Source organism: Kitasatospora sp. NPDC056651 (genome assembly GCF_042792155.1).
In the GTDB taxonomy this organism is placed as follows: domain Bacteria; phylum Actinomycetota; class Actinomycetes; order Streptomycetales; family Streptomycetaceae; genus Kitasatospora.
On sequence record NZ_JBHTWX010000005.1, the window covers coordinates 85,558 to 107,584 of the forward strand.

Below are 22,027 nucleotides of genomic sequence, written 5' to 3' on the forward strand. Positions count from 1 at the left end.
GTGCGGTGCTACGAATGGCAACGAATAGCGGAAACCAGCCGGTGCCGAGCGCGGGAACCACGGCCGAGATTTTCTCCCTTTCCGCTGCCACCCCGAATCCGGTGCGAACCCGGCCCGGCGGGGCCGGAGAACGAGCCGAACAAAGGACCTCCCATGGACAACGGGAATCGGGCACCCATACCCCGGTTGCGTGTCTGCGTCATAGGGGCCGGGGTCAGCGGACTCGTCGCGGCGAAGACCTTCCACGAGGAAGGACACGAGGTCACCGTCTTCGAGCGCTCGGACCAGCTCGGCGGCGTGTGGAACCCCCGCCGGGCCTATGCCGGGCTGACCACGCAGACCCCGGGCGACCAGTACGCGTTCTCCGACTTCCCGACCCCGGCGGACCACCCCGACTGGCCCTCGGCACGCCACGTGCAGGCGTACCTGCGCGCGTACGCCGAGCACTTCGGAGTGGCACCGCTCATCCGCTACCGGTCCACCGTGGTGCGTGCGCAGCCACGCGGGACGGGGGAGCCGCCCTGGTCGGTGACGGTCGACTCGCCGACGGGGCGCTCCACCCGGGAGTTCGACTTCCTCCTGGTGTGCAACGGCATCTTCAGCGCGCCGCACGTTCCCGAGCTGCCCGGCACACGGCGGTTCACCGCCGCGGGCGGAACGGTGCTACACACCTCGGACTGCGGCTCGGCGGAGCTGTTCCGGGGGCGGCGCGTGGTCGTGGTCGGGTTCGGGAAGTCGGCGATGGACATCGCGGCCACCGCGGCGCCGCGGGCGCGGGAGGTGCACCTGGTCGTGCGCCGGGCCGTCTGGACGGTGCCGCGGTTCTTCGGCGGACTGGTGCACATCCGCCACGTCTGCACCTCACGGCTGTGGGAGTCGCTCATGCCGTCGCGCTCACCCGGCCCGGCGCGCCTGGAGGCCGGCCGGCGGCGCCTGCTGGCGCTCCTGTGGCGGGCCGTGGAACTGCTGCTGTCCTGCCAGTTCCGCCTGCGCGCCAGCGGGCTGCGACCGGCGCACCGGTTCGGGGAGCAGGTGGCCTCCGGTTTCCAGGTGGCGCCCGCGGGGCTGTTCCACCTGGTCCGGGCCGGCCGGATCCAGGTGCACCGGGCGGGCGCCGAAGGGTTCACCCCCGAAGGGGCGGTGCTCTCCGACGGCCGGGTGCTGGCGGCCGACGTGGTCGTCCTCGGCACCGGCTACCGCCAGGAGCTCCCGTTCCTGGACCCGGACCTGGCCGCCCGGATCATCGACCCCGAGGGCCGCTACCGGCTCTACCGCTGTCTGGTGAGCCCCGAGGTGCCCGGGCTCGGGTTCGTCGGCTACAACTCCAGCCTGTTCACCCCCACCACCTCGGAACTCGGCGCACGCTGGCTCGCGGCCCACGCCACCGGACGCATCACGCTGCCGAGCCCACCGGAGATGCACCGGGCGATCGACGCCGAACTCCTGACCGGAAAAGCCGTACGACCGCTTTCCGGCCGTTTCTCCGGAACCCACGTGGTGCCCTACACCTATTCCTACCTGGACGGCCTGCAGAAAGACCTGATAACCATCAGTAATCCGCGCGGAGTGAACGCGGTGCGAAACTACCTCAAACCGTTCTCACCGCACGACTACGCACCCGACACCATTCGGCGCGATCCGACTCACGGAAAGCCCTGACATCATGCCGACCGGCACCTCGAAGTGGTTCCACGGGACACCACTCAAAGAAGAACTCTCGGAATTCACGCCGCCGGACCCGACACCCTGGGGCGCGATGCGCGTCGAGGACATCCTGGCCCGCCAGTACCGTCAGGACGACGGCTCCACGGCTCCGGCCGGACCCGCCGTCGACGCGGCCGAACAGGCGATCGACTGGCTGCACCGAAACCTGCGGCTACCGCCCGGCGCGGACGTGCTCGACATCGGCTGCGGCCCCGGGATCCACAGCCACCGCCTCGCGGAACTCGGCTACCGGGTGACCGCGACCGACATCAACCCCGCCTTCCTCGACTTCGCCCGCCGCCGTGCCTCGGCCGCCGGACTCGACTGCCGGTACCTGCCGATCCCGATGGCCGAGATGACGTTCGACCGCGCCTTCGACCTCGTGCTCGCGGTCCAGGGGCCCTCACTCCAACTGCGGGATCCCGAACTGGCCGCGTTCATGGCGCAGATGGCCCGAGCCCTGCGCCCGGGCGGACACCTGCTGTGCGAACTCAGCCGCGCGCCCGCCGACCTCGACCGACGCGACCCGGACATCACCGTCACCGAGGACCCCTCCACCCGACTGATGGGACGGCCGGTCCGGGCCGCCGTGCTTCGCCGGCTCCTCTTCCCGGCGGAACACGAACGCGTGCACCACCGCCTCTTCCTCCACGAGGAGGGCGAGGTCACGGAGTTCTGGTCCCGCTTCCCCCTCCACGACCCCGCGCGCCTGGCCGCGGCCGCCGAGGAAGCCGGCCTGCGGGTCCTGGCGACCTTCGGCCCGACCCTCGGCGAACCGGCCTCCGACCGGCGGCTGACCTGCCACCTGTGGGCCGTGCGGGACGTGGAGGACGTACGGGACGTACGAGGGGAGGCACCGGCATGACCGCGCGGACCGTCCTGGCCGAGCGGCTCTCCGACCTGGTGGCCGACCTCGCCCAGGGACTGCACCCCGACCTCGTGCCACCGGCCCGGCTGACCCAGACCCTCCACACGGCAGAGCACTTCCCGCGCGACGTCAGCGGGTTCGTCGGCATGGAATGCCGGCTCGACCAGGACACGGCCCCCGTCGACTTCATGTTCTGCGTGGGCAAGGCCCCCCACGAACGCGCCGCCCTGGCACACCTGGCCGACCAGACGTACCGCGCCGCCGACCCGCCCCGTCCCGAATGGGGCCGGCTGGCGGACTTCGCCACCGCCTGGACGGACCCGGCCGGCGCGCTGTACGAACACATCCGGGACGTCTGGCTGGAGTTCGACCTCGCCCCCGCCGACGCCGCCTGCCCGATCCCGCCACCGCCGAACGTCTTCCTCGACATCGCCCCCGGCACGGCGCGCTCCGGTGCGGCGACCGCGCCGCTCGACGAGGCCACGGCCCTACTCACCGGCACCACGCCGGACCGTGCCGACCGGGCCTTCCTCGCGCACTGCCTGCGCTCGACACCCCCCACCGCCTCCGGCGTGGTCCTCGGCGTCCTGTTGCCCCGCCGCGCGGACCACCGGAGGCTGTGCGTGCAAGGACTGACCGACCGCCAACTGCTCGACTACCTGGACGCCACCGGATGGCCCGGCCGCCACCGGGACCTGCTACCCGTCCTGCAACCCATGGCCCGGACCGTCGACTGCCTGACCCTCGACCTGGACGTCACCGCCCACGCACAGGACCGCGTCGGGATCGAGTACATGTTCCGCTCCCGGCTCCGGCCCGGCACCCCGCCACCCTGGGAACAGGCCCTGAACCGCCTGACCGCGCTCGGACTCTGCCGCCCCCAGGCCGCCGCCGCCCTCCGGCGGTTCAACGCGGCTCACCCCGCCCCCAGTGCCCCACCCGACGAAGCCCACACCCGCACCTGGCGGCGGCTCAACCACCTCAAAGTGGTCCACACACCCGACCGGCCACCCGAGGCGAAGTGCTACCTCTTCGCCCGGCGGACGAAGGGGTGACCCGCCGTGCAACAGCTCTCCCCCACCGGGCTCCTCACCCCGTCCACCGCCCGCTGCGCCCAGGAAGTCCTCGACTGGGCCCGGGACTACATCTCCCAGCCCCACCCGCAGCTGGGCCGCAGCGGCCCCATCTGCCCCTTCGTACCGCCCGCCGTCAAAGCCGAGGCCCTCCACATCGCCGTGCACGGCGAAGTCGACGACACGGTCGACGCCGCCCAGCTCAGGGACCTCCTGCACCGCTACATCCCCGTCTTCCGGCGCACACCTCCGCTGACCGGGCCGGAGAAGTCACTGAAGACCATCGTCACCGCCTTCCCGAACCTCTCCGAACAGCGCGCCACCGTCCTCGACGACGTCCACGCCGACCTGAAGACGCACTTCGTACGCCAGGGCATGATGCTCGGCCAGTTCCACCCCCGCTGCCGGGCACCGGCCGCCCGCAACCCCGCGTTCGGCAACAAGACCTCGCCCGTGCCGCTGTTCGCGCTGCGCCACATCGCGGTGCACGACATCCTCTTCCTGAGCTCCCGGCCCGACTGGTTCGCCGTGTACCGCTCGCTCTTCGGCAGCCGGTACGAGGACGGCGGCGAGGTGTCCGGGAACGAGTACCGGGATGCCTACCACGAGGCGCTGAGGCGCTTCCGCCCGACGGACACCGGCAGTCCCGCCTCGGCGGAACGGATCGACCAGGTGAAAGGCCTCCCGTGAAAATCATCGACGTCACCCTACGCGACGGCGGCTTCGTCAACGACTTCAGGCTCGGCCTGGACGACGCCCGCGCCGTCGTCGCCCTGCTCGACCGGGCCGAGGTCGACGGCATCGAGATCGGCTACCTCACCGGACTCCCGCCCAACCACGGCCACTACCCTCACGCCGGCCCCTGTTACGCCCTGACTCCCGAGCAGGTGGCGGACCTGGCCTCCGTCACCACCGTTCCGCTGGTCGGGATGCTCCATCCCGGCGGCCCCGGACCACTCGACGTCGGTGAACTGGCCGCAGCAGGTCTGTCCCTGACGCGCATTCCGATCACCCCTCACGGGAACGACGGCTGGCGGGGCACCGCGGAGACGCTCGCCGCCGCCGGCATGTCGTTCACCGTCAACCTCACGCTCGCCAGCTGGGCCACCCCGGAGGCCGTCGAGATCCGCGCCAAAGCCGCGGAGAGCGCCGGCGCCGACATCTTCTACATCGCCGACACCAACAGCGCCCTCCTCCCCCGGCACGTCGAAGAGCTCTTCCACCGCCTGACCGACACCGTGGGACTGCCGCTCGGCTTCCACGCCCACGACTGCAAGCGGCTGGCCCTGGCGAACGTGCTCGCCGCCCAGCACGGCGGCGCCCGATGGGCCGACGCATCCCTGGCCGGACTCGGCCGGGGAGCGGGCAATGCCGCCACCGAGGTCATGCTCGAGCTCACCGGTCGCAGCAGCGACGCACAGAACCGACTGCTCCGCGCCCTACCCGCCGTCACCCAGGCCTTCGAGGCTTACGACGCACGGCAGTTGTGGCAGCAGCTGTCCGCGTTCCTGGACCTCTGGCCACCGACCATCGAGCTGTTCGAACAGGCCGAGGCCCGCACGGGCGTGGACAAGTACGCGCGGGTCGCCGAACGGCTGCTGGGCCTCACACTCGACCGCCCACCGGTCGAGGCCGACCTGCTGGAACTGGCCGGATTCGACCCGGACGGTGCCGCGTGACGGCCACGGCGCCGTCCACCCGCGGACCAGGCCGACACGTCTGGGTGATGACCCATCCCACGCCCGGCCACGTCTATTCCAGCCTGGGCCTCGTCGCCGAACTCGTCCGCCGTGGCCACCGGGTGACCGTTTCGGCCACCCAGCGGTTCACCGGCGATCTCAAGACGCTTCTCAGGGCGGTGGACGACTCCCCGGAGGCGAAGGCCCTGCGCGCACGGCTCGCGGCGCGGGGGCTCGCCGACGACGAGGAACTGGTCGAACGCGTGCGGCGGGTGAACCGGCGGACGCCGGTGCTGATCGGCGCGGTGGCCGTCGCGTGCGCGGTCGCCGGGGCGTGGACGGGCGCGCACCGAGGACTCTGGCCCGCCCCGCTGGCGGTCTCCCTGCTGGCGGCCTTCCTGGTGCCCTTCGCGGCCGCCCTGTGGATCAACCGAGTGTCGCGGCCGCCGCTACACTCCGCCACCGCGCCGGGAGAACGGGTACTGGAGGCCACCCGGGGGGCCGAACTCCGCCAGGGGACGGCGACCGTGGCGCTGTGGGGGCTGACCGCCCTGCCCGCCGGCCACGACCTGCGCACCTGCGACGCCGCCACCCGCATCCTGCGGAGAGGGAAGCACGCGAGGCAGCGGCGCCGCTACCAATGCGGCGGCGGTATCGGCTGCGGCATCTAGCGAAAGTGGATCTCACCTTGCGATGATCATGATGTGGCACGAGGGGATCTGACGGACTGACAGTGGGCTCGGATGGAACCGCTGCTACCGGCGGGGAAGAGGCCGGGTAGGCCGCCGACGCGGACACGTCGCCAACTGATCGACGGGACACGGTGGCGAACCCGGGCGGGCACGACCGGGCGGGGCTCCCCCGAGCGATACGGCCCACGGGACCGCTTCTACGACCTCTTCCGCCGGTGGCGAGGCCACGTGGAGGAGACCCTCGGCGGGGAGCCGGCCCGGCGGTGCTACGCGGCGGGTGCGGCGCTCCGGGGCGGCCGGCGGCGGCCGGCGGAGCTGTGAGCGTCGCGGCCGGCGGCGGCCCGGGTGTCGCCGGCGGGGCGGGCGGGGCGACCTCGGCGGCCGCGGCTCGTGGACGGGCCGCGGCGGGCCCGCTCGACGACGGGGTTGGCGATCACGGTGGGAATGCCGGTGGGCACGCGGGCGCCGGTGATGCGGGCCAGGTCCTCGTCGCCGGAACTGACCCTGGTGGTGACGGGGGTGATGCCGGCGCTGGTCATCAGTCGGGCCGTCGCGCGGCGCTGGTTGGGCAGGACGAGGGTGACGACGGTACCGGACTCCCCGGCCCGGGCCGTGCGCCCGCCCCGGTGCAGGTAGTCCTTGTGGTCGCCCGGCGGGTCCACGTTGACGACGAGGTCGAGCCCGTCGACGTGGATGCCGCGGGCGGCGACGTTGGTCGCGATCAACGCGGTCACCTCGCCGGTGCGGAACTGCTCCAGGGTGCGGGTGCGCTCGGGCTGGGACTTGTCGCCGTGCAGGGCCGCGGCCTTCACCCCGTTCGCGAGCAGGTCCTCCACCAGGCGGTCCGCGCCCTGCTTGGTGTCGATGAACATGATCACCCTGCCGTCGCGGGACGCGATGTGGGCGATCGTGGCGTTCTTGTCGAATTTCTGCACGTGCAGCACGTGGTGCTCCATGGTGCTGACCGCTGCCGCGGACGGGTCCACCGAGTGGGTGACCGGGTCCTTGAGGAAGCGCCGCACCAGGCGGTCGACGTTGCGGTCCAGGGTGGCGGAGAACAGCATCGTCTGGCCGCCTGGGGCGACCTGGTCGAGGAGCTCGGTGACCTGTGGCAGGAAGCCCATGTCGGTCATCTGGTCGGCCTCGTCGAGCACCGTGACGCCGACCCGGTCCAGCCGGCAGTCGCCGCGCCGGATCAGGTCCTTGAGCCGGCCCGGGGTGGCCACCACGACCTCCGCGCCGCGGTTCAGCATCCATGCCTGGCGGCTCATGGACGTCCCGCCCACCACGGTCGCCATCCGCAGGCGCACCGCGCGGGCGTAGGGAGCGAGGGCCTCGGTGACCTGCTGCGCGAGCTCACGGGTGGGGACCAGCACCACGGCCAGCGGGCAACCCGGCTCGGCCCGCTGCCCGGCGGTGCGGGCCAGCACGGCGAGGCCGAACGCGATGGTCTTGCCGGAACCGGTCCGGCCCCGTCCGAGGACGTCGCGGCCGGCCAGCGAGTTCGGCAGCGTCGCGGCCTGGATCGGGAACGGCGCGGTGACGCCCTCACGGGCCAGCACCGACAGCAGCGCCTTCGGCATGTCCAGTTCCTCGAAGGATCCGACGGCCGGCAGTGCCGGGGTGGTGCTCACCGGCATCGCGAACTCACCTCTCGTGGAGGGACTCCGAGGGGTGCTCCGGGCGGAGGGCCGCCGACCGCTGGCGGGCCGGCCGCCGCCGGAGCGGACATCGGCGTCGTACGAGGGGCGACTGGAGCGGGTCATGCGGAGGACCTTCCTCGGGGCGGCACGTCACGAGGAAGGCCCCGTGGCGCGGAACGCCGGGCGGAGACCACAAGGGAACGGGCCGGAAGTGTGACGGGCGGAGCGTGGACGGTGGAACCGTGCGGCACGTCACCTACGGTCGGCGCTCACCGCGGAGGGCGGGAGCGGAGAACCTCGAACCGTGAGCTGTCACGGCGGGGCGGCGGTCCGGACGCGGCGCGATGCGTCCCGCGTGGGGATGGCCGCCGGTGGCGGAGCCAGGGGCCTGAACGGCCGGGGGTGCGCCGTGGCGCGATGCCAGAGGGGCCCGCATCGGGCATGTGCGCGATGCGGACCCCTCGCTACCAGGCGGGTGCCGTGGCAGAAGAACTACAGCGGGCGAATGTTCTCGGCCTGCGGGCCCTTCTGGCCCTGCGTGACGTCGAACTCGACCTTCTGGCCCTCGAGCAGCTCACGGAAGCCGTTGGCGTTGATGTTCGAGTAGTGGGCGAAGACGTCGGGGCCGCCACCCTCCTGCTCGATGAAGCCGAAGCCCTTCTCCGCGTTGAACCACTTCACAGTGCCATTAGCCATTAAGAAATCTCCTTCAAGGGACTGTCCGAAACACGCACGTCGCGGGCTTCGAGTCACCGCATGGAGCGCCCGCCGGGGAAAGAGCCGGGAACAAAAAATGCGCCAGCCATACAATGACCAGGCGCACACAAAGTTCATGGGAACCACTACTGCAACCAAGTCGACTGTACCAGGCCGCGGCCCACCACGGAGGCATTTTCGCCACCGGTTGTGCGGGCACCGTCCCGTCGAACCACCGATCCGAGCCGAGAGGGCCGTGAACATGCCTGGCGAGCAGGCCTCTTGAGCATGCGGCCGGTCCCGCTCCACGCCGACGACTCCCAGGGATTCCTGCGGCACGGCGCACCCCACCCGCCCTCGGCGCCGCGAGGACGCGGTGAACACCGTGAACACGGTGAACACGGTGTGCGACATTCCGGTCAGCCTCGGAATCGTGTACCCGGAAAGTCCCACACCCGCACGTCCGGGCGCATACTGGCCGGAATGACGAAAGAGGAAGCGCTGAACCGGTTCTCGCTCTTCTTCGAGGACCGGCTCAGCGTCCAATGACCGCAGAGGACTTGCACGTAGCCCCTGGCACGCCCCTGCCGGCACGTCCGCCCGCCGGGGATGTTCAGCACCCGATGCGGCACGGCAAGGTCCCGCGTCAGCTCTTCTCGTCGTCGGCCCAGGTGATGTCCATCTCGTCGATGAAGTAGCGACCGTCGAAGCAGAGGAAGACCTTGGACGTGGTGTCGTTGTCCGCGATCCAGGTCTTGTTCCACTGCACGACGGTGCCGGCGCCGTCGCGCTTGGGGAAGTAGAGGCCCTCGCGGCGTTCCGGCTGGTTGTAGAAACCGTGCCCGTTGGGCAGCCGGTACGGCGTCCGGAAGATGGCGTCGTGGCCGCCGATGCGGTCGAAGAGCGCGGCGGGGAAGTTGGTGCGGGCGACGAGCTTCGGCGGTACGTAGTGGACGTCGACCTCCGCGGCGTCCACGTAGCGGGCGGGTTCCCCCGGCAGCCGGTGGAAGGCCCTGCGCACGGCGCCCGCCGTCTCGTAGCTGTCGGTGAAGGTCACAAGACTTCCCTCCCGGCCCTCCTGGTACCAGTCGCCCTGGGAGTACTGGTCGAAGTCGAAGGCCTCGATGCGGGTGCCCGGGGCGAGGAGCTCGCCGGGGACCTCCCGGAAGCTGGTCTCGTCGAAGATCTGCTCGATGGTCCGCACGCGCTTCTCGAAGCGGCGGGCCGGCACCCGGACCCGTCCCGTCCCCACCGGGAGGTCGATGGCCTTCGGTGCCGGAGCGGGTGCGGGTGCCGGCGCCGGGAGGGGCGCGGGCGCCCAGGCGGTGCAGTTCAGGTCCTGGGCCCCGGCGCCCTTCTCCAGGATCAGGGGCCCGCCCGGCCGCTCGGCCGCCGGGTCGGCCAGGCCGAGGAGGCAGTTGGAGGAGTCGTGCAGGGCCATCAGCCGGCCGGTGTCGCGCTGGACGAAGGCCCGCCACGCCTGCCGCCAGTACGAGGAATCGCTGCCGGTGTCAGGGAACTTGGGCCGCAGGGTGACCGCGGCGCCCCGGCTCGATTCCTCGGCGGTCAGGTAGAGGCCGGTGGCCACGTGCCGGATCCGGTGGTTGATCACCCGGAACCGCTCGGCCACCCACTGCTCGCCGTCACCACCCGTCTCGGGCGCGAGCACCACCGGGGTGCCCTCCGGGCTCCCCGCCGCGACACCCGCCACCAGGCCGGGAATGCGGTGAAGTCGCAGCACGAACGTCTCGGCGGGCCAGTCGACCAGCATCATGAACACCTTCTCGACAAATGAATATGACAGGACGTCACATCATGATCACCCATGCGGGTGCGGCCGCGCCAGGCTCATCGGCACCGCCGGTGCCCGGGATCCGCCAGTCGGCTGCCGAGCTGAGGGCCGCCGCCGGGCTACCGGGGAAATCAAGGCTGGAGGCGCCCCCGCATTCGAGCCCGGCCCTGACGACCCGGATACCCCCGAGGAGATACGGCAGGCGATGCGTGCGAACGCCGGCGGGTCACCCCGCGTGCGGGGCGGTGTCGCCGCTGTTTGACTGAGGACGAATGATCCCCGCCCCACGAGGGAGCACGCCCCATGCCCATGGCCGCTGGGAGAAGCCCGGCCACTCTCGCCGCCGTGGCCGCCGCACTCCTGACCGTGCTCCTGCCGGTCGCGGCCTCCCCGTCGGCCGCCGCCGTGCCGGCCGGTGGCGCCGGCCGGCGGGAGCACGCGCCGACGCGGGCCGCGATGGAGCGGGCGGTGCGGGACGGTGCGCCCGGGGTCCTGGTCACGGTGGCCGACGGCGAGAGCCGATGGGTGGGAACGGCAGGGGTCGCGGACCGGCGGACGGGACGCCCGCCCCGTCCGGCGGACCACTTCCGGGTGGGCAGCATCACCAAGACGTTCACGGCCGTCCTCGTGCTCCAGCTGGAGGCGGAGGGGCGGCTCAGCGTCGACGACACCGTGGAGAAGTGGCTGCCGGGCATGGTCCGGGGCCACGGCCACGACGGCCGCCGCATCACCGTCCGGCAGCTGCTGAACCACACCAGCGGTGTGTACAACTACCTCAACGACCCCGCCCTGCACCAGATCGGGCCGATCTGGCTCCAGCACCTGCACGACACCTGGACACCCGAGGAGCTCCTGGCCGTCGCGATGTCCAAGCCACCCGCCGCCAACCCCGGCGAGCGGTTCGTGTACTCCAACACCAACTACCTCCTGGCCGCGATGATCGTGGAGCGGATCACCGGCAGTTCCTACGAGCACGAGCTACGCCGTCGCATCATCGACCCCCTCCACCTGCGGGGCACCAGCTCGCCGGGAACCCGCGAGTCGCTGCCCCGGCCGTCCGGGCGTGCCTACTCCACCGCCCAGGTCCAGCTGCCCCCGCCCGGCGTCGACGTCACGGAGTTCAACCCCTCGGCGCTCCGCGCCAGCGGTGAAATCATCAGCACGGCGGACGACCTCAACCGCTTCTACCGTGCCCTGCTCGCCGGCCGGCTGCTGCCCCGGGCGCAGCTGCGGGAGATGACCACCACCGTGCCCGCCGGCATCGACCACCAGGGCCTCGGCCTCGTCCGCATGACCACCTCCTGCGGGATCGAGCTCTGGGGACACCGCGGCGGCGGCTACGGATTCGAAGCCCTCACGGTTTCCACCCGCGACACCCGCCACCGGATGACCCTCTACTTCAACACCGACCGCCTCGCGCTCCAGGGCGCGGCGGCCCGGGACCTCGCCGACGCGGAGTTCTGCCGGCGCTCATGACCCGGGTCGGACCGGGTGCGCGTAGCGGTCGCAGGCGTCCGGGCACGGAGGCACGGCGTTCCTGAGCGGCGGTGGCCGCTTGTGGTGGGACGGCAGAGGTTCCCGGCCGGTCAGCCACTCGTGGCGCGGGCGTGCCGCAGGACCAGGAGGGCGGCCGTGCCGGCGGCGACGGCCAGGGCGAGGAGCGTGGCACCGGTCGGGATGTCGGGGGCGGTGACCGGCTGGGCGCGCAGTGCCTGCCAGGTGAGGACGAGCACCAGGCCGAGGTAGGTCAGCGCGGCGATCCACATCAGCGCGGCTCGGTGTCCGGGAGCGGCCCCGCGCGGCCGGTGGACGAGGAGGAGGCCGATCAGCGGCAGCACCTGGAGGGCGTGCAGACCGACGAAGTGCGGAATCCGCAGATCGCCGCCGAGTGTGCTCCAGTTCGTGACCGGCAGGCCCGGGCCGCCGTCGGCGAGCCCGACGGTGTGCGCACCGATGATGGGCATGCCATGGCCCTGGGCGGCGACGCGCTGCGGGGGTGTGGGCAGGGTCATCAGGAACGCGACGGCCATGCCCAGACAGCAGACACCGGCGCCCAGGCGCAGCCCCCACGCGAACGCGGGCGGTTCCACCCGCTGGACCAGCAGCAGGACGACGGTCACCAGGTTCATCACCCAGGTGGCCACGATGAACACGGCCATGGTCATCCACACGCCCGTCGTGGTCGCGGTGGTGAAGTTGAAGTGGCTGGTGGTCCCGGCCCCGGCCGCGCCGGCGATCAGGGCCATCTCCACGCTCAGCGCCACGGCGGTCACCAGGGCGACCGCCCGTACGAGGCGTTCGTGGCCGCGCACGAAGGTCAGCAGCCAGATCAGGGTGAGGGAGTAGAGACAGATCGACAGCGCGAACCGGGCCGGTTTCGCCCAGGCCGGCTGCCCGGTGATCGACTGCTGGTCCACGGCCAGGCCCACCAGGGCGGCGGCCAGCACCACGACCATCAAGGCGCAGGTGACGACCAGCGGCCGGTTCACCGCCCACATCCGCCGCACCAGGTCTCCGGCCTCGCGCACCCGTGTCATACCGATCCCTTTCGCATGGCCTCCCTGGCGCATCGCGCGGAACCCACCATGGGTCGCTGCTCAGGCCGCCCCGTCGCCCGCTTGGTGGAAGCGTTCCAGGACCAGCTCGACCAGTTCGGGCGCGTCGCCCAGCGGCGGGGAGACGCCGACCACGCCCGCCGCGGTCGCCGCCTCGACGGTCACCCGGAACAGCAGGCCGGCGGCGAAGCAGTAGGACGCGACCGCGATCCGCCGGGCCCCGGCGCGGCGCAGTTCTTCGACCGCCTCACCGGGGGTGGGCGCGGTGGTCGAGGCGAAGGCGGCCCGGCACGGCAGGCCGAGGGCGGTGCCCAGCGCGGAGGCCATCGCGGTCACCGCCGAGCATGCGGCGACGTCGATGCTGCCCGCCGCCGCCAGCACCACCGCGTCGAACTCGACGTCGAGCTCCGCGAGGCGGCGCCGCAGCGCCGCGACCAACCGCTTGTCGGGCACGCCGGTGGGACCGCCCACCACCGGCGTCACGACCGGCGCCCGGGTCGGCAGGTCGGACAGCGCCTTGGGCAGGTCGACCCGGGCGTGGAAGGCGGAGGTCAGCAGCAGGGGCACGACGACCACCTGCTCGTGTCCGGCGTCGGAGAGCGTGGCCAGCGCCTGACGGGCCGTGGGGCCGGAGTGCCGGAGGTAGGCGACCTCGACCCGCCCTCCCAGGGAGGACCCGACCGCGCGGGCGAGCGCCCGGGTGGACTCCTGCGCCTCGGGGGCGAGGCTGCCGTGTGCCAGCAGGAGCAGTGCGCTCGGAGCCGCCGGTTCGGCGGCCGGTGGGAACGTCGTGTCGATCGCGTCGGTCACTGTCGTACCACTCTCGTCATGCGGTGCGATTGCGGGGAAGCGACGGCCAGATTACCGTCAGTGACGGACCTTCTCGGCAGCGCCGCGCAGAGCTCAGCCGCTCGCACCACGTGTGGAGGCCTCGTTCCCGCCGCCGGGCCCGGACGTCCCCTTCCTCGCGCCCCGCATCCGGGTGGACCCGTACCGGGCCCGCCCGCGACCGGCGAAGGGTCCGGTGGGTGCCGCCGTAGCCTGCGGTCACTCGCCCTGTCCGACACCTCGAAGGTGGCCCACCATGGAAGCGTCCACACTCCTGCCGGCTGTCGCCGTCTTCTCACTGGTGACCGTGGAGTTCGGCGGGCACGCGCTGCTGCGGCTGATCACCGTCCAGCACGGCACGCTCACCGCGCTGCGCGAACGGTTCTTCCGCGCCGGTCACGCCCACGCCGGCGTGCTGCTGGTCCTGTCCCTGGTCTACTTCCTCTACCTGCCCCGCACGGGGTTCTCCTCCGGGACGGAGTGGCTCTTCGGGATCCTCCTGCTGGCCGGAGTGCTCGCCCAGTCCGGTGGCTTCTTCCTGCACCTCGCCCTCGGTACCGAAGGTCAATCCTCCCCCGGCACCCACCTCACCCGGGCCGGAGCCGTGCTCATCGCCGCGGCACTCATCGCCCTGGGAGTCGGCCTCGTCCAGCACCTCTGACGGGCCTCGTCGGACCGTAGGAGAACCTACGGCCCGCAGCCGCACGGGCATGGCGTGCAGGCACAGAAGCTGATGTCACTCGTGATCACGGCCGGACAGCGCGGGAACTCCCCGCAGTTCCAGGCTGTCCTGGCCGTTTCCGCGTGCCACGCTCGCGTCGTCGTCTTCACCGACGCCGACTCCTCAGGGCGCGGCTCAGAGCTTCGCGAGTGATGCCGCGATGTCGGTGATCGCCGTGTTGACGTTGTCGGGCGTGTCGGCGGTGTAGCACAGCCGGAAGTAGCCCGGGCGCGGGCAGTGCATGTCCCCGCCGGGCAGGAGCAGGACCTTGGCGTCGTTGCGCAGGTACGCCTCCAGGAGGGCTTCGCGCGGGTCGATCTCGTGGTAGAGGAGGTCCAGGCCTTCGGGGAACTTCTTGTCCAGGTACGCGCTCAGGTCGAGGAGGAAGAACTGGGCGGCGTTGCGGGACTGTTCGTCCTGGCCGACGTAGCGGATCTTCTTGTCCTTGAGCGTGGTCGCGGCACGGTCGTGCGCGTCCTTGAGGTTCTTGCGGTAGTCCTTCATCAGCGTGGCGGGGAAGTCGCTCGGTTCCTTCGTGGTACCGAAGAGCTGGCGTACGTAGGCGGTCTTGAGGGAGTCTAGGGGGCCGAACCACGCCAGCGACTTCCACGTCTCGTCGCCCTGCATGACCTTGCGGACATTGTTCGACTTGGAGACCAGCAGCCCGATGCGGAACCCGGACAGCCCGAAGTCCTTGGTCAGTCCGTAGACCAGGTGGAAGCGGTCGGGGGCGGTGGCGTAGGCGTCCAGGGACAGGACGCTGGTGAAGCCGTCCGTTCCGGTGCTCTGGGAGTGGGAGTAGATCTCGTCGGAGACGATGTGCATCTGCTTGTCGAGCGCCCAGCGGCAGATTTCTTCCAGCAGCTTCTTCTCGTAGTTGACACCGAGTGGGTTGTGGGGGTTGGTCAGCACGAGCAGTTTGGGCTTGGGGTCGGGAGAGTTGTCGTAGGCCCGCTTGAGCGCGTCCAACGTCAAGGTGAACTGGTCGTTCCCGTCCAGGCGCGCGGGCACGCATTTCAGTCCGGGGCGCTGTTCGAAGCACCACAGGAACCCGGGCCAGAACGGTGCCGGCAGCAGCACCCGGTCCCCCGGTGCCAGGACGCCGCCGTGGATCAGGGCGAACGCCAGTGACTCCAGCGCCCCCGAGCCGCCGGCGGTCGCGTAGACGTCGTACGCGGGGTCGATGCCGGGCGAGAACCGTTGCCGGAGGAACGCGGTGATCGGGTCGAGCAGGTCCTGTACGCCGTAGGGCGGCGCCACGTACTTGGCGTCCTCCTCTGTCAAGGACACCTTCGAGAAGACGTTGTCGTGCAGCAGTTGGAACAGCAGGACGTTGTTCGCGATACCGAGGTTGATCACCTTCTCCTCGGCGGCGGCCGCGTAGGCGACCACGCGCTCCTCGGGATCGGCGATGCGCCGCAACCGCTCCATCGCCACCGCACGTCTGGCGATCGTGCCGGCGGCGGCATCCGTGTCCTGGCGCTCGCCGGTTCCTGTCATCGTCTGCGTCATCTTTCGACCCTCACGTGCTGTCGGACGGCCTCTCCGTCCCTCTGTCTTCCTTCGGCACATGAACTCCCCTGCCCTGATACCCCGTGCAAGTGACGGACGGCGGCGCATGCGGGCAAGGCGGGACGTGACCGGGCTTCCACCGGTCGGCGTGTCCCCGTCGTGGCCCGGTCCTCCGAGTGCGGTCGGAGACGGGATGTGCCTATCGTGGTCAGGGGTTCCGCACACCGTCGCGCCGTGCCCGTGGACCGCCCCGGGGCCTTGCGCCCCCTTCTCTGAAATCCCGTCCACGCATGGGGATTCACGCACTGTGCCCCGGGAGGCCCCTTCGGTCGTGAAGCTGCCGGACATCGTGCGGCGTCCTTGTTCCGCGGACCGTGGGGCGGTCGCGTGGACGGCCCGCAGACCAGGGGGCGGCGGAACAATTCCCCGGTTTCCGGTGATTCCCGCGATCATTCCTGGAGAACGCCATGACGGACATCGCCTACGTGAAGATCCACCCCGCGATCGGTATCGCACGGGTCGGGAACAGCGAGAAGTTCTTCTACGGGCCCGAGAGCCCGGACGAAACGCCCAAGGCGCCGGGATTCTCGAAGGACGGCCCCGCCACGATCAGGAGGCAGGCCGCACGGTTCCGCGTCTACGGCTACGACAAGGACGACAACGTCGTCGGCGAGATCAAGCACGGGCAGGGCGATGCCGCAGTCACCTGGACCGCCCAGCTGGCGAACAAGAAGGCGGCCTGGTACAAGTTCTCACTCGCGCTGGACATTCCGGATGTCAAGGCCCTCCCGGACGAGGATTTCGTCCGACGCAACGCAACCTTCGCGGACCGGAGCAAGCTCAAGAACACGCCGCCCCCACAGTCGATCTCCGGAACGGGCCAGAGCGGCAAGACGTTCGACAAGGGGACCGTCGACGGGACCGCGGTGTACCTGGGCGAACTGCGAACCGACGAGGCCGGCCGGCTCGTGGTTCTGGGAGGCCAGGGGCACTCCGACTCCTTCACCAACCCCAAGACCGCACTCACGACGTTCGGCAACAACGAGGGCTGGTACGACGACATCTCCGACGGCCCGGTGACCGCCGAGGTGAAGATCGGCGACAAGTCCTTCACGGCGACGCCGGCCTGGGTGGTGGTCGCGCCGCCGAACTACGCACCGGACGTCAAGGGCATCGTGACGCTCTACGACCTGCTCTACGACCTCTTCGTACAGAATAAGGACTTGCCCTTCCCCGCCAAGGTGACGTTCGACGAACACATCAAGCCGCTGCTGCTGCGGTTCACCGGGCACCAGTGGGTCAACGAGGGCTTCGCAGCCGAGTACGGATGGCAGGGCCCCAACGACTTCTCCTCCCCTCAGGTCCTCGCCACGCTCGGCAGCAACAAACCCCAGCACAAGGACCAGCGGCAGCGCGTGTACTACCACATGCGCAACTACACGCGCGACGGCATGTCACCACTGCCCTGGCCCTGGCTCTACGGGGACGCCATGTCCAGCAAGCCGAAGTCCCCCCTGCAGCACGGCGTGCTCACCGATACGCAGGACAAACTGCTCGCACTGTGGGTGGACGGGACGTTCGACACTACGCCCTACACACCCCAGCCTGATCTCGACAAGGCACCCCCTGCCCTGCAACCCGGGCTGCTCGACCGGGCGGCGCTGGAATACTGCCTCGCCGACGCCTTCCACCCGGGCTGCGAGGTCACCTGGCCCATCCGCCACCACACGCTCTACCAGGAGCCCTTCCGCATCCTGCACCGCACCGACGGCCAAGACCCGGACTACGGGCCCTACCTCACACCCGACAAGGCGCTGGCCGCCGACGGCCCGCTGTACGCCCAGGGCCCGGGCGACCTCACCCGCTGGATGGGTGTCCCCTGGCAGACCGACACCGCGAGCTGCCGTTCCGGCTACGAGATCGCCGTCAACATCGGCGCCCGCTACAGCCCCTACCTCCCGTCCTTCTGGCCCGCCCGGGTACCCAACCAGGTCCTGAAGGAAGAGGACTTCGACGTCGTCAACAACAAGAACGCCGACGACGACCAGCGGGAGTTGGCATTCGCCCAGCGCGCGGTCTGGCACCGCTTCCTGAACCCGGACAAACAGAAGGGCCTGCAGGACATGGTCGACTGGTGGGCCAAGTTCGGCGTCGTCGAGACCCACCAGTACACGGCCGGGGACAAGAAGTTCCCCGACCACATCCTCGCGGAGTCCACACCCGGCCTCCCCAAGGTCCACGACCGCCGAAACCTGGTCAACGTCCACGTCCCCGAAGCCGGCCCCGCCGCGGCCGACGAGGCCGGGCGCGCCGACGCGAACCAGCGGGCCGTCGAACAGGTCGTCCAGAACACGGAATACGATCCCGAGGAGATCTCGGCCGGCTACATCGCCAAGGTCGACCCCTTCCGGAACAGCGGATGACCACCGCGGCGGCGCCCGCCACCGGGCGCCGCCCCCACCACCGGGACCGCTTCGACGCCGTGATCGCCGGCGGCGGACCTGCCGGCGCCGCCGCGGCCATCACACTGGCCCGGGCCGGGCGCAGCGTCCTGCTCGCCGACGCGCACACCGGGCCGCCGAAAACGAGCGAATCCCTCGTCCCGGCCGCCCGAATGCTGCTGCACGACCTCGGCATCGACCCCCGCGAACTCGACCGCGGCCACCGCCCGTGCCACGGCGTCCTCTCCGCGTGGGGATCACCCCACCCGCAGCAGGTCCACTTCATCAACGACCCCCACGGCCACGGCTGGCACCTCGACCGGCCCGCCTTCGACCACCTGCTGCGCTCCCACGCCCTCGCCCGCGGCGCGCTGGTCGCCGAACGCACCACCGTGGGAAGACCGGCACGCCTGCCCGACGGCGACTGGCAGGTCACGCTGACCGCCACCGGCGCGCGCCGCACCGTACGCTGCCGCTGGCTGATCGACGCCACCGGCCGACGCGCCCGCATCGCCGTGCACTGCGGAGCCGTACGCCACCGCTACGACCGCCTCGTCGCCGTCCACCTCCGGCTCGCCCCCGACCCACGCGACGGCGAGAACCGGTCCCTGGTCGAATCCGCGCCCGACGGATGGTGGTACACCGCGCCCTGCCACCCCACCGGACGCCTCGTCGCCTACTTCACCGACAGCGACCTCACCCCACCGGCCCTCACCACCCCGGAGGTGTTCCTCGACCGGCTCGCCACCGCCCCCCACCTCGCCGCCCGCGCCAAGGGCCGCCCGCCCCACCCCGGAGACGTGCCGCGTCGCTGCGCCGCCCACACCGCCCGGCTGGAACCGGCGGCGGGCGAGGGATGGATCGCCGTCGGCGACGCCGCGACCGCCTACGACCCCGTCTCCTCCCAGGGCGTCCTCAGTGCCCTCTACACCGGCAAGTGCGCCGCCGAGGCTGTGGACGCCCACCTGAACGGCGAGCACGACGCGACCGGCCGCTACACGGCGCAGCTGCACACGACCTTCGACAGCTACCTGGCCGGCCACCGCGCCGTCCACTCCTGGGAGGAACGCTGGTCCACCCACCCGTTCTGGCAGCGGCGCCAACACCCACGGGCACCGGCCGCCGGATGAACCCCTGAGCGGCGCCCCGCGCTGCCACGGACCCGCACACCGACAACCCCGCCCGCGGAGGACACCATGACCCCCACCCCGGACCACGACTCCCCCAGCGGAGCGCACCGGTTCATCCTGCTCGGACAGACCGATCTCGTCGCCTACCACCTCGCCCTGTTCCACGTGCCCGCTCACGCGTTCCAGGTGGTGCTCACGATCGATTTCACCGACGAGGCCGCGCGAACGGCGTACCTCGACGATCTCAAAGCCCCGATTCCCCCCGGCAAGAAGCGGTACCACTCCCTGGCCGCCGACCCCGAGGACCCGTTCCCGCTCACGGACATCGAATCCGGCAAGAGGACCTCCTTCAAGGCGCTGGTCGAACGTGTATGGGTCGACGTGGCCACCGGGGACCGAAAGTTCGAGGGCCTGAAGGACAGCAAGAACCCTGTCACCACCGTGCGGATCCTCCCCTCCGGCATGCGGTACTTCGCACCGATCGGCGACACTCCGTACCCGCCGCACTTCACCGGGCTGGTCTTCGGCACCACCAAAGAGACCTTCCTCGCCCACAAACTGGCCAAGCCCGACCACTGGGACGAAGTACTCCAGGTCACCACGACCCCGTCGCTGACCCAGGACATCCTCGACAAGGTCCCTCAGGTCACCGTCCCGTCGGTCCGCGACACCCTCGTCGACGGAGTTCCGCTGAACGAACAAATCAGCCCGTTCACCGAGAACACCGCCTACCAGGGCAAGCTGACACCTCGAGCGGGCGGGACAGCCACCGACGTGTCCCTCACCGTCGGCGTGCAGCTGTGGTGGAACAGCACCAGCCTCAACACCGCGAAACCGTGACGGACGAAGCACGAACACGACGCCGGCCTTGTGGCGCGGCGATGGTCTCCCCAAACGCCGGGGCCGTAGCCCTCCCAACCACCGTGGGTCTCCCTCCCGCGGCGTCATCCGAGCACCCCGAGGCGGACGCTCCATGCCCCTGACACCGATCGACAGCTTCACCGTCGACCATCCAGGCACCGACAAACGCACGGTCCAGTTCCTGTGGGGGGACCTGACCCAGCTGGCATCGACCGACGAGGTCGACGTCCTGGTCGTCTCGTGCCTGCCCGACGACTACACCCCGACACCGGGAACCCTGGTCGGCGCGCTCGCCCAGGCGGGCGTCTCCGTCGAAGCCCTCGCACAGCACAAGGCCGCCGACTACCGGCCGCTCCTGCCGTGCTGGATCTCGCAGCCGGTGGCGGCCCCGGGGCCCGGGATCCGCTTCAAGCGGATCCTGGTCTTCGAACCGGCCGATCCGCTCGCCGACGCCCTGGCAGCCGCCTGGTCCGTCTTCCAGGCGCTCGCCTGTTTCTCCCCCTCCACCCCGGTCAGCGTCGCCACCCCGCTGGTGTGCGCCGGAACGCGCGGTGCGGATCCCGCCGACGCGCTGTCGGCCCTCACGTGGGCGGCCGCGCACTACGGGTCGTCGAACACCACGCAGCTGTCCACCGTGAAGGTCGTTGCGCTGACCCAGGACGCAGGCAGCAGGCTCGGCCCCACGTTCATCGCGATCAAGGACGACTACGACAAAGTCTTCGAGCTGGATCTCCCCGACCCCTACCGAGACTGCGTCGAGTGTGCCCGGAAGCACATCGACGGCACCCAGCTGCCGGCGTCGCTCACCTACCGCCAGGCCCTGGCGGTCTGCGTCTACACGACGAACTACTACACGCAGATCAACGGGGTGCTGCGCCAAGGCCCCACGGGCCCGGACTGGCGCAGGATGTTCCCCCTCGTGGAAGCCATCGACTCCGGCCTGTGGAACATGAAGGTCCACGCCGGAAAGAGCCTGCGCGGCGAGCACATGTCCGATGCGCGGCTCAAACAGCAGACGGTGGGCCATCAGATCACCAACACCGCCTACACGAGTGCGTCGACCGACAAACCCTTCACAGGGCAGGGTGTGAACACCCAGACCACCATCGACGGCAAGACCGGCGTCGAGGTGTGGGACTACTCGGTCTTCCGTGACGAGGACGAAGTGCTCTTCCACCGCGAATTCACCTACCAGGTGGACACCGTCAAGCTGGTCAGCGCCGATGCCTGGCAGTTCGGCGTCCACGAGGTCGTGGCCGATCCGTGCGGAGGGCCTCACGATGCCTGAGCTGACACCGGATTCGGCCCGCGCGATCGTCGCCCGGTACCACCGGGCAACGCGAGAGCCCGACGCGGCCCCGCCTCCGATGGGAATGACCCCCGCCGAGCAGTTCATGGCCGCCGCCACGCCCTGTTGCCCCAACGAGGCGGGCTTCGACTGGAAGAGCTGGGAGCCGTACCGGGACGACCGGATCTCCGACCCCGCGTTCATCGCCTCGGCCGGGGCCACCGACCTCCGCCGGACCATCACCACCCACCTACGCCTCAACCGCTTCGTCGGCGGCCACCTCGAGAGCATCGAGGAGACGGGAATCCTCTCCGCCATCGTCGACCGCCTCCAGACCCTGGCGGACAACGACGAGCTGTGAACCACCCCCGGACGACGAACGGACACCGAGCACGGCTCCCCCGGCAGGCCGGCCGGGGGAGCCGAACACGCTATGGAGCCGGTTCTGGTGACACCAGGTGAGTTCCTGTCCCGCCCTTGACCGACCGTACTCACGCCTCCTCCCGTCCGGGAGCAGCAGCCCTCGCCACTCACCCGGCGTCCT

The 22,027-nt window shown here is 70.8% G+C and carries 20 protein-coding genes; 14 read left to right on the plus strand and 6 right to left on the minus strand.

Going from position 1 to position 22,027, the window contains the following annotated elements:
- Positions 1 to 153: 153 nt before the first annotated feature.
- The 7 genes from ACFRAR_RS04420 (at position 154) to ACFRAR_RS04450 (ending at position 6,337) form a co-directional block, all read left to right on the plus strand.
- Positions 154 to 1,659: a flavin-containing monooxygenase gene (locus ACFRAR_RS04420; protein ID WP_380694643.1), complete on the plus strand. Its 1,506-nt coding sequence runs from the start codon at positions 154 to 156 to the stop codon at positions 1,657 to 1,659.
- A 97-nt stretch (positions 1,660 to 1,756) separates the two neighbouring features.
- On the plus strand, positions 1,757 to 2,569 hold the full coding sequence (locus ACFRAR_RS04425) for a class I SAM-dependent methyltransferase (protein ID WP_380694645.1): 813 nt from the start codon (positions 1,757 to 1,759) through the stop codon (positions 2,567 to 2,569).
- The gene (locus ACFRAR_RS04430; protein WP_380694647.1) at positions 2,566 to 3,627 is read left to right on the plus strand and encodes a hypothetical protein; all 1,062 of its coding nucleotides are present in this window, start codon (positions 2,566 to 2,568) and stop codon (positions 3,625 to 3,627) included. Before ACFRAR_RS04425 ends, ACFRAR_RS04430 begins: the two co-directional genes overlap by 4 nt.
- Positions 3,628 to 3,633: 6 nt before the next feature.
- Positions 3,634 to 4,335, plus strand: a complete 702-nt coding sequence (locus tag ACFRAR_RS04435; protein ID WP_380694649.1) for a DUF6875 domain-containing protein — start codon at positions 3,634 to 3,636, stop codon at positions 4,333 to 4,335.
- Positions 4,332 to 5,324, plus strand: coding sequence for a hypothetical protein (locus ACFRAR_RS04440; RefSeq protein WP_380694651.1), 993 nt, complete (start codon positions 4,332 to 4,334; stop codon positions 5,322 to 5,324). Before ACFRAR_RS04435 ends, ACFRAR_RS04440 begins: the two co-directional genes overlap by 4 nt.
- Before the next feature lie 47 nt (positions 5,325 to 5,371).
- Positions 5,372 to 5,995, plus strand: coding sequence for a hypothetical protein (locus ACFRAR_RS04445; RefSeq protein ID WP_380694653.1), 624 nt, complete (start codon positions 5,372 to 5,374; stop codon positions 5,993 to 5,995).
- Positions 5,996 to 6,067: 72 nt separating this feature from the next.
- Positions 6,068 to 6,337: a transposase gene (locus tag ACFRAR_RS04450; protein ID WP_380694655.1), complete on the plus strand. Its 270-nt coding sequence runs from the start codon at positions 6,068 to 6,070 to the stop codon at positions 6,335 to 6,337.
- On the opposite strand, the gene ACFRAR_RS04455 is transcribed toward ACFRAR_RS04450, so the two are convergent.
- The 3 genes from ACFRAR_RS04455 to ACFRAR_RS04465 form a co-directional block, all read right to left on the minus strand.
- Positions 6,283 to 7,782 (minus strand): DEAD/DEAH box helicase, encoded by a 1,500-nt coding sequence (locus ACFRAR_RS04455; protein WP_380694657.1) that lies wholly within the window; start codon positions 7,780 to 7,782, stop codon positions 6,283 to 6,285. The two genes, ACFRAR_RS04450 and ACFRAR_RS04455, sit on opposite strands and share 55 nt — an antisense overlap.
- Positions 7,783 to 8,151: 369 nt before the next feature.
- A complete protein-coding gene (locus tag ACFRAR_RS04460) occupies positions 8,152 to 8,355 on the minus strand; it encodes a cold-shock protein (protein WP_030918248.1) in 204 nt (67 codons plus the stop codon).
- Positions 8,356 to 9,001: 646 nt separating this feature from the next.
- Positions 9,002 to 10,129, minus strand: a complete 1,128-nt coding sequence (locus ACFRAR_RS04465; RefSeq protein ID WP_380694659.1) for an RICIN domain-containing protein — start codon at positions 10,127 to 10,129, stop codon at positions 9,002 to 9,004.
- A gap of 363 nt (positions 10,130 to 10,492) precedes the next feature.
- Here ACFRAR_RS04465 and ACFRAR_RS04470 point away from each other — a divergent pair, with 363 nt between their 5' ends.
- Positions 10,493 to 11,623, plus strand: a complete 1,131-nt coding sequence (locus tag ACFRAR_RS04470; RefSeq protein WP_380694661.1) for a serine hydrolase domain-containing protein — start codon at positions 10,493 to 10,495, stop codon at positions 11,621 to 11,623.
- 110 nt (positions 11,624 to 11,733) lie between these two features.
- On the opposite strand, the gene ACFRAR_RS04475 is transcribed toward ACFRAR_RS04470, so the two are convergent.
- Together ACFRAR_RS04475 and ACFRAR_RS04480 are read right to left on the minus strand one after the other, a co-directional pair.
- Entirely contained in the window at positions 11,734 to 12,684 is a 951-nt protein-coding gene (locus ACFRAR_RS04475; RefSeq protein ID WP_380694663.1) for a hypothetical protein, read from the minus strand.
- Positions 12,685 to 12,744: 60 nt separating this feature from the next.
- Entirely contained in the window at positions 12,745 to 13,512 is a 768-nt protein-coding gene (locus ACFRAR_RS04480) for a sirohydrochlorin chelatase (protein ID WP_380694664.1), read from the minus strand.
- 274 nt (positions 13,513 to 13,786) lie between these two features.
- Here ACFRAR_RS04480 and ACFRAR_RS04485 point away from each other — a divergent pair, with 274 nt between their 5' ends.
- Entirely contained in the window at positions 13,787 to 14,191 is a 405-nt protein-coding gene (locus ACFRAR_RS04485) for a hypothetical protein (protein ID WP_380694666.1), read from the plus strand.
- Between the two features lie 195 nt (positions 14,192 to 14,386).
- On the opposite strand, the gene ACFRAR_RS04490 is transcribed toward ACFRAR_RS04485, so the two are convergent.
- Positions 14,387 to 15,763, minus strand: coding sequence for an aminotransferase class I/II-fold pyridoxal phosphate-dependent enzyme (locus ACFRAR_RS04490; protein ID WP_380694668.1), 1,377 nt, complete (start codon positions 15,761 to 15,763; stop codon positions 14,387 to 14,389).
- 467 nt (positions 15,764 to 16,230) lie between these two features.
- Between ACFRAR_RS04490 and ACFRAR_RS04495 the strand changes: the two genes are divergently transcribed.
- The 5 genes from ACFRAR_RS04495 (at position 16,231) to ACFRAR_RS04515 (ending at position 21,844) form a co-directional block, all read left to right on the plus strand.
- A complete protein-coding gene (locus ACFRAR_RS04495) occupies positions 16,231 to 18,186 on the plus strand; it encodes a LodA/GoxA family CTQ-dependent oxidase (RefSeq protein WP_380694670.1) in 1,956 nt (651 codons plus the stop codon).
- Positions 18,183 to 19,334, plus strand: a complete 1,152-nt coding sequence (locus ACFRAR_RS04500; protein WP_380694672.1) for an NAD(P)/FAD-dependent oxidoreductase — start codon at positions 18,183 to 18,185, stop codon at positions 19,332 to 19,334. The genes ACFRAR_RS04495 and ACFRAR_RS04500 overlap by 4 nt, the downstream gene beginning before the upstream one ends.
- Positions 19,335 to 19,400: 66 nt before the next feature.
- The gene (locus ACFRAR_RS04505) at positions 19,401 to 20,174 is read left to right on the plus strand and encodes a hypothetical protein (protein WP_380694674.1); all 774 of its coding nucleotides are present in this window, start codon (positions 19,401 to 19,403) and stop codon (positions 20,172 to 20,174) included.
- 133 nt (positions 20,175 to 20,307) lie between these two features.
- Positions 20,308 to 21,483 (plus strand): ADP-ribosyltransferase, encoded by a 1,176-nt coding sequence (locus ACFRAR_RS04510; protein WP_380694676.1) that lies wholly within the window; start codon positions 20,308 to 20,310, stop codon positions 21,481 to 21,483.
- Between the two features lie 85 nt (positions 21,484 to 21,568).
- Positions 21,569 to 21,844 carry a DUF6508 domain-containing protein gene (locus tag ACFRAR_RS04515; RefSeq protein WP_380694678.1) on the plus strand — a complete coding sequence of 92 codons (276 nt, stop codon included), beginning with the start codon at positions 21,569 to 21,571 and terminating at the stop codon, positions 21,842 to 21,844.
- Positions 21,845 to 22,027: the final 183 nt, after the last annotated feature.

Coding starts and splice junctions, on each gene's coding strand:
- ACFRAR_RS04500 (WP_380694672.1), top strand. CDS start 18,183: ATGACCACCGCGGCGGCGCCCGCCACCGGGCGCCGCCCCCACCACCGG.
- ACFRAR_RS04420 (WP_380694643.1), top strand. CDS start 154: ATGGACAACGGGAATCGGGCACCCATACCCCGGTTGCGTGTCTGCGTC.
- ACFRAR_RS04425 (WP_380694645.1), top strand. CDS start 1,757: ATGCGCGTCGAGGACATCCTGGCCCGCCAGTACCGTCAGGACGACGGC.
- ACFRAR_RS04490 (WP_380694668.1), bottom strand. CDS start 15,763: ATGACGCAGACGATGACAGGAACCGGCGAGCGCCAGGACACGGATGCC.
- ACFRAR_RS04515 (WP_380694678.1), top strand. CDS start 21,569: ATGACCCCCGCCGAGCAGTTCATGGCCGCCGCCACGCCCTGTTGCCCC.
- ACFRAR_RS04445 (WP_380694653.1), top strand. CDS start 5,372: ATGACCCATCCCACGCCCGGCCACGTCTATTCCAGCCTGGGCCTCGTC.
- ACFRAR_RS04465 (WP_380694659.1), bottom strand. CDS start 10,129: ATGATGCTGGTCGACTGGCCCGCCGAGACGTTCGTGCTGCGACTTCAC.
- ACFRAR_RS04450 (WP_380694655.1), top strand. CDS start 6,068: ATGGAACCGCTGCTACCGGCGGGGAAGAGGCCGGGTAGGCCGCCGACG.
- ACFRAR_RS04495 (WP_380694670.1), top strand. CDS start 16,231: ATGACGGACATCGCCTACGTGAAGATCCACCCCGCGATCGGTATCGCA.
- ACFRAR_RS04485 (WP_380694666.1), top strand. CDS start 13,787: ATGGAAGCGTCCACACTCCTGCCGGCTGTCGCCGTCTTCTCACTGGTG.
- ACFRAR_RS04455 (WP_380694657.1), bottom strand. CDS start 7,782: ATGACCCGCTCCAGTCGCCCCTCGTACGACGCCGATGTCCGCTCCGGC.
- ACFRAR_RS04475 (WP_380694663.1), bottom strand. CDS start 12,684: ATGACACGGGTGCGCGAGGCCGGAGACCTGGTGCGGCGGATGTGGGCG.
- ACFRAR_RS04460 (WP_030918248.1), bottom strand. CDS start 8,355: ATGGCTAATGGCACTGTGAAGTGGTTCAACGCGGAGAAGGGCTTCGGC.
- ACFRAR_RS04510 (WP_380694676.1), top strand. CDS start 20,308: ATGCCCCTGACACCGATCGACAGCTTCACCGTCGACCATCCAGGCACC.
- ACFRAR_RS04505 (WP_380694674.1), top strand. CDS start 19,401: ATGACCCCCACCCCGGACCACGACTCCCCCAGCGGAGCGCACCGGTTC.
- ACFRAR_RS04430 (WP_380694647.1), top strand. CDS start 2,566: ATGACCGCGCGGACCGTCCTGGCCGAGCGGCTCTCCGACCTGGTGGCC.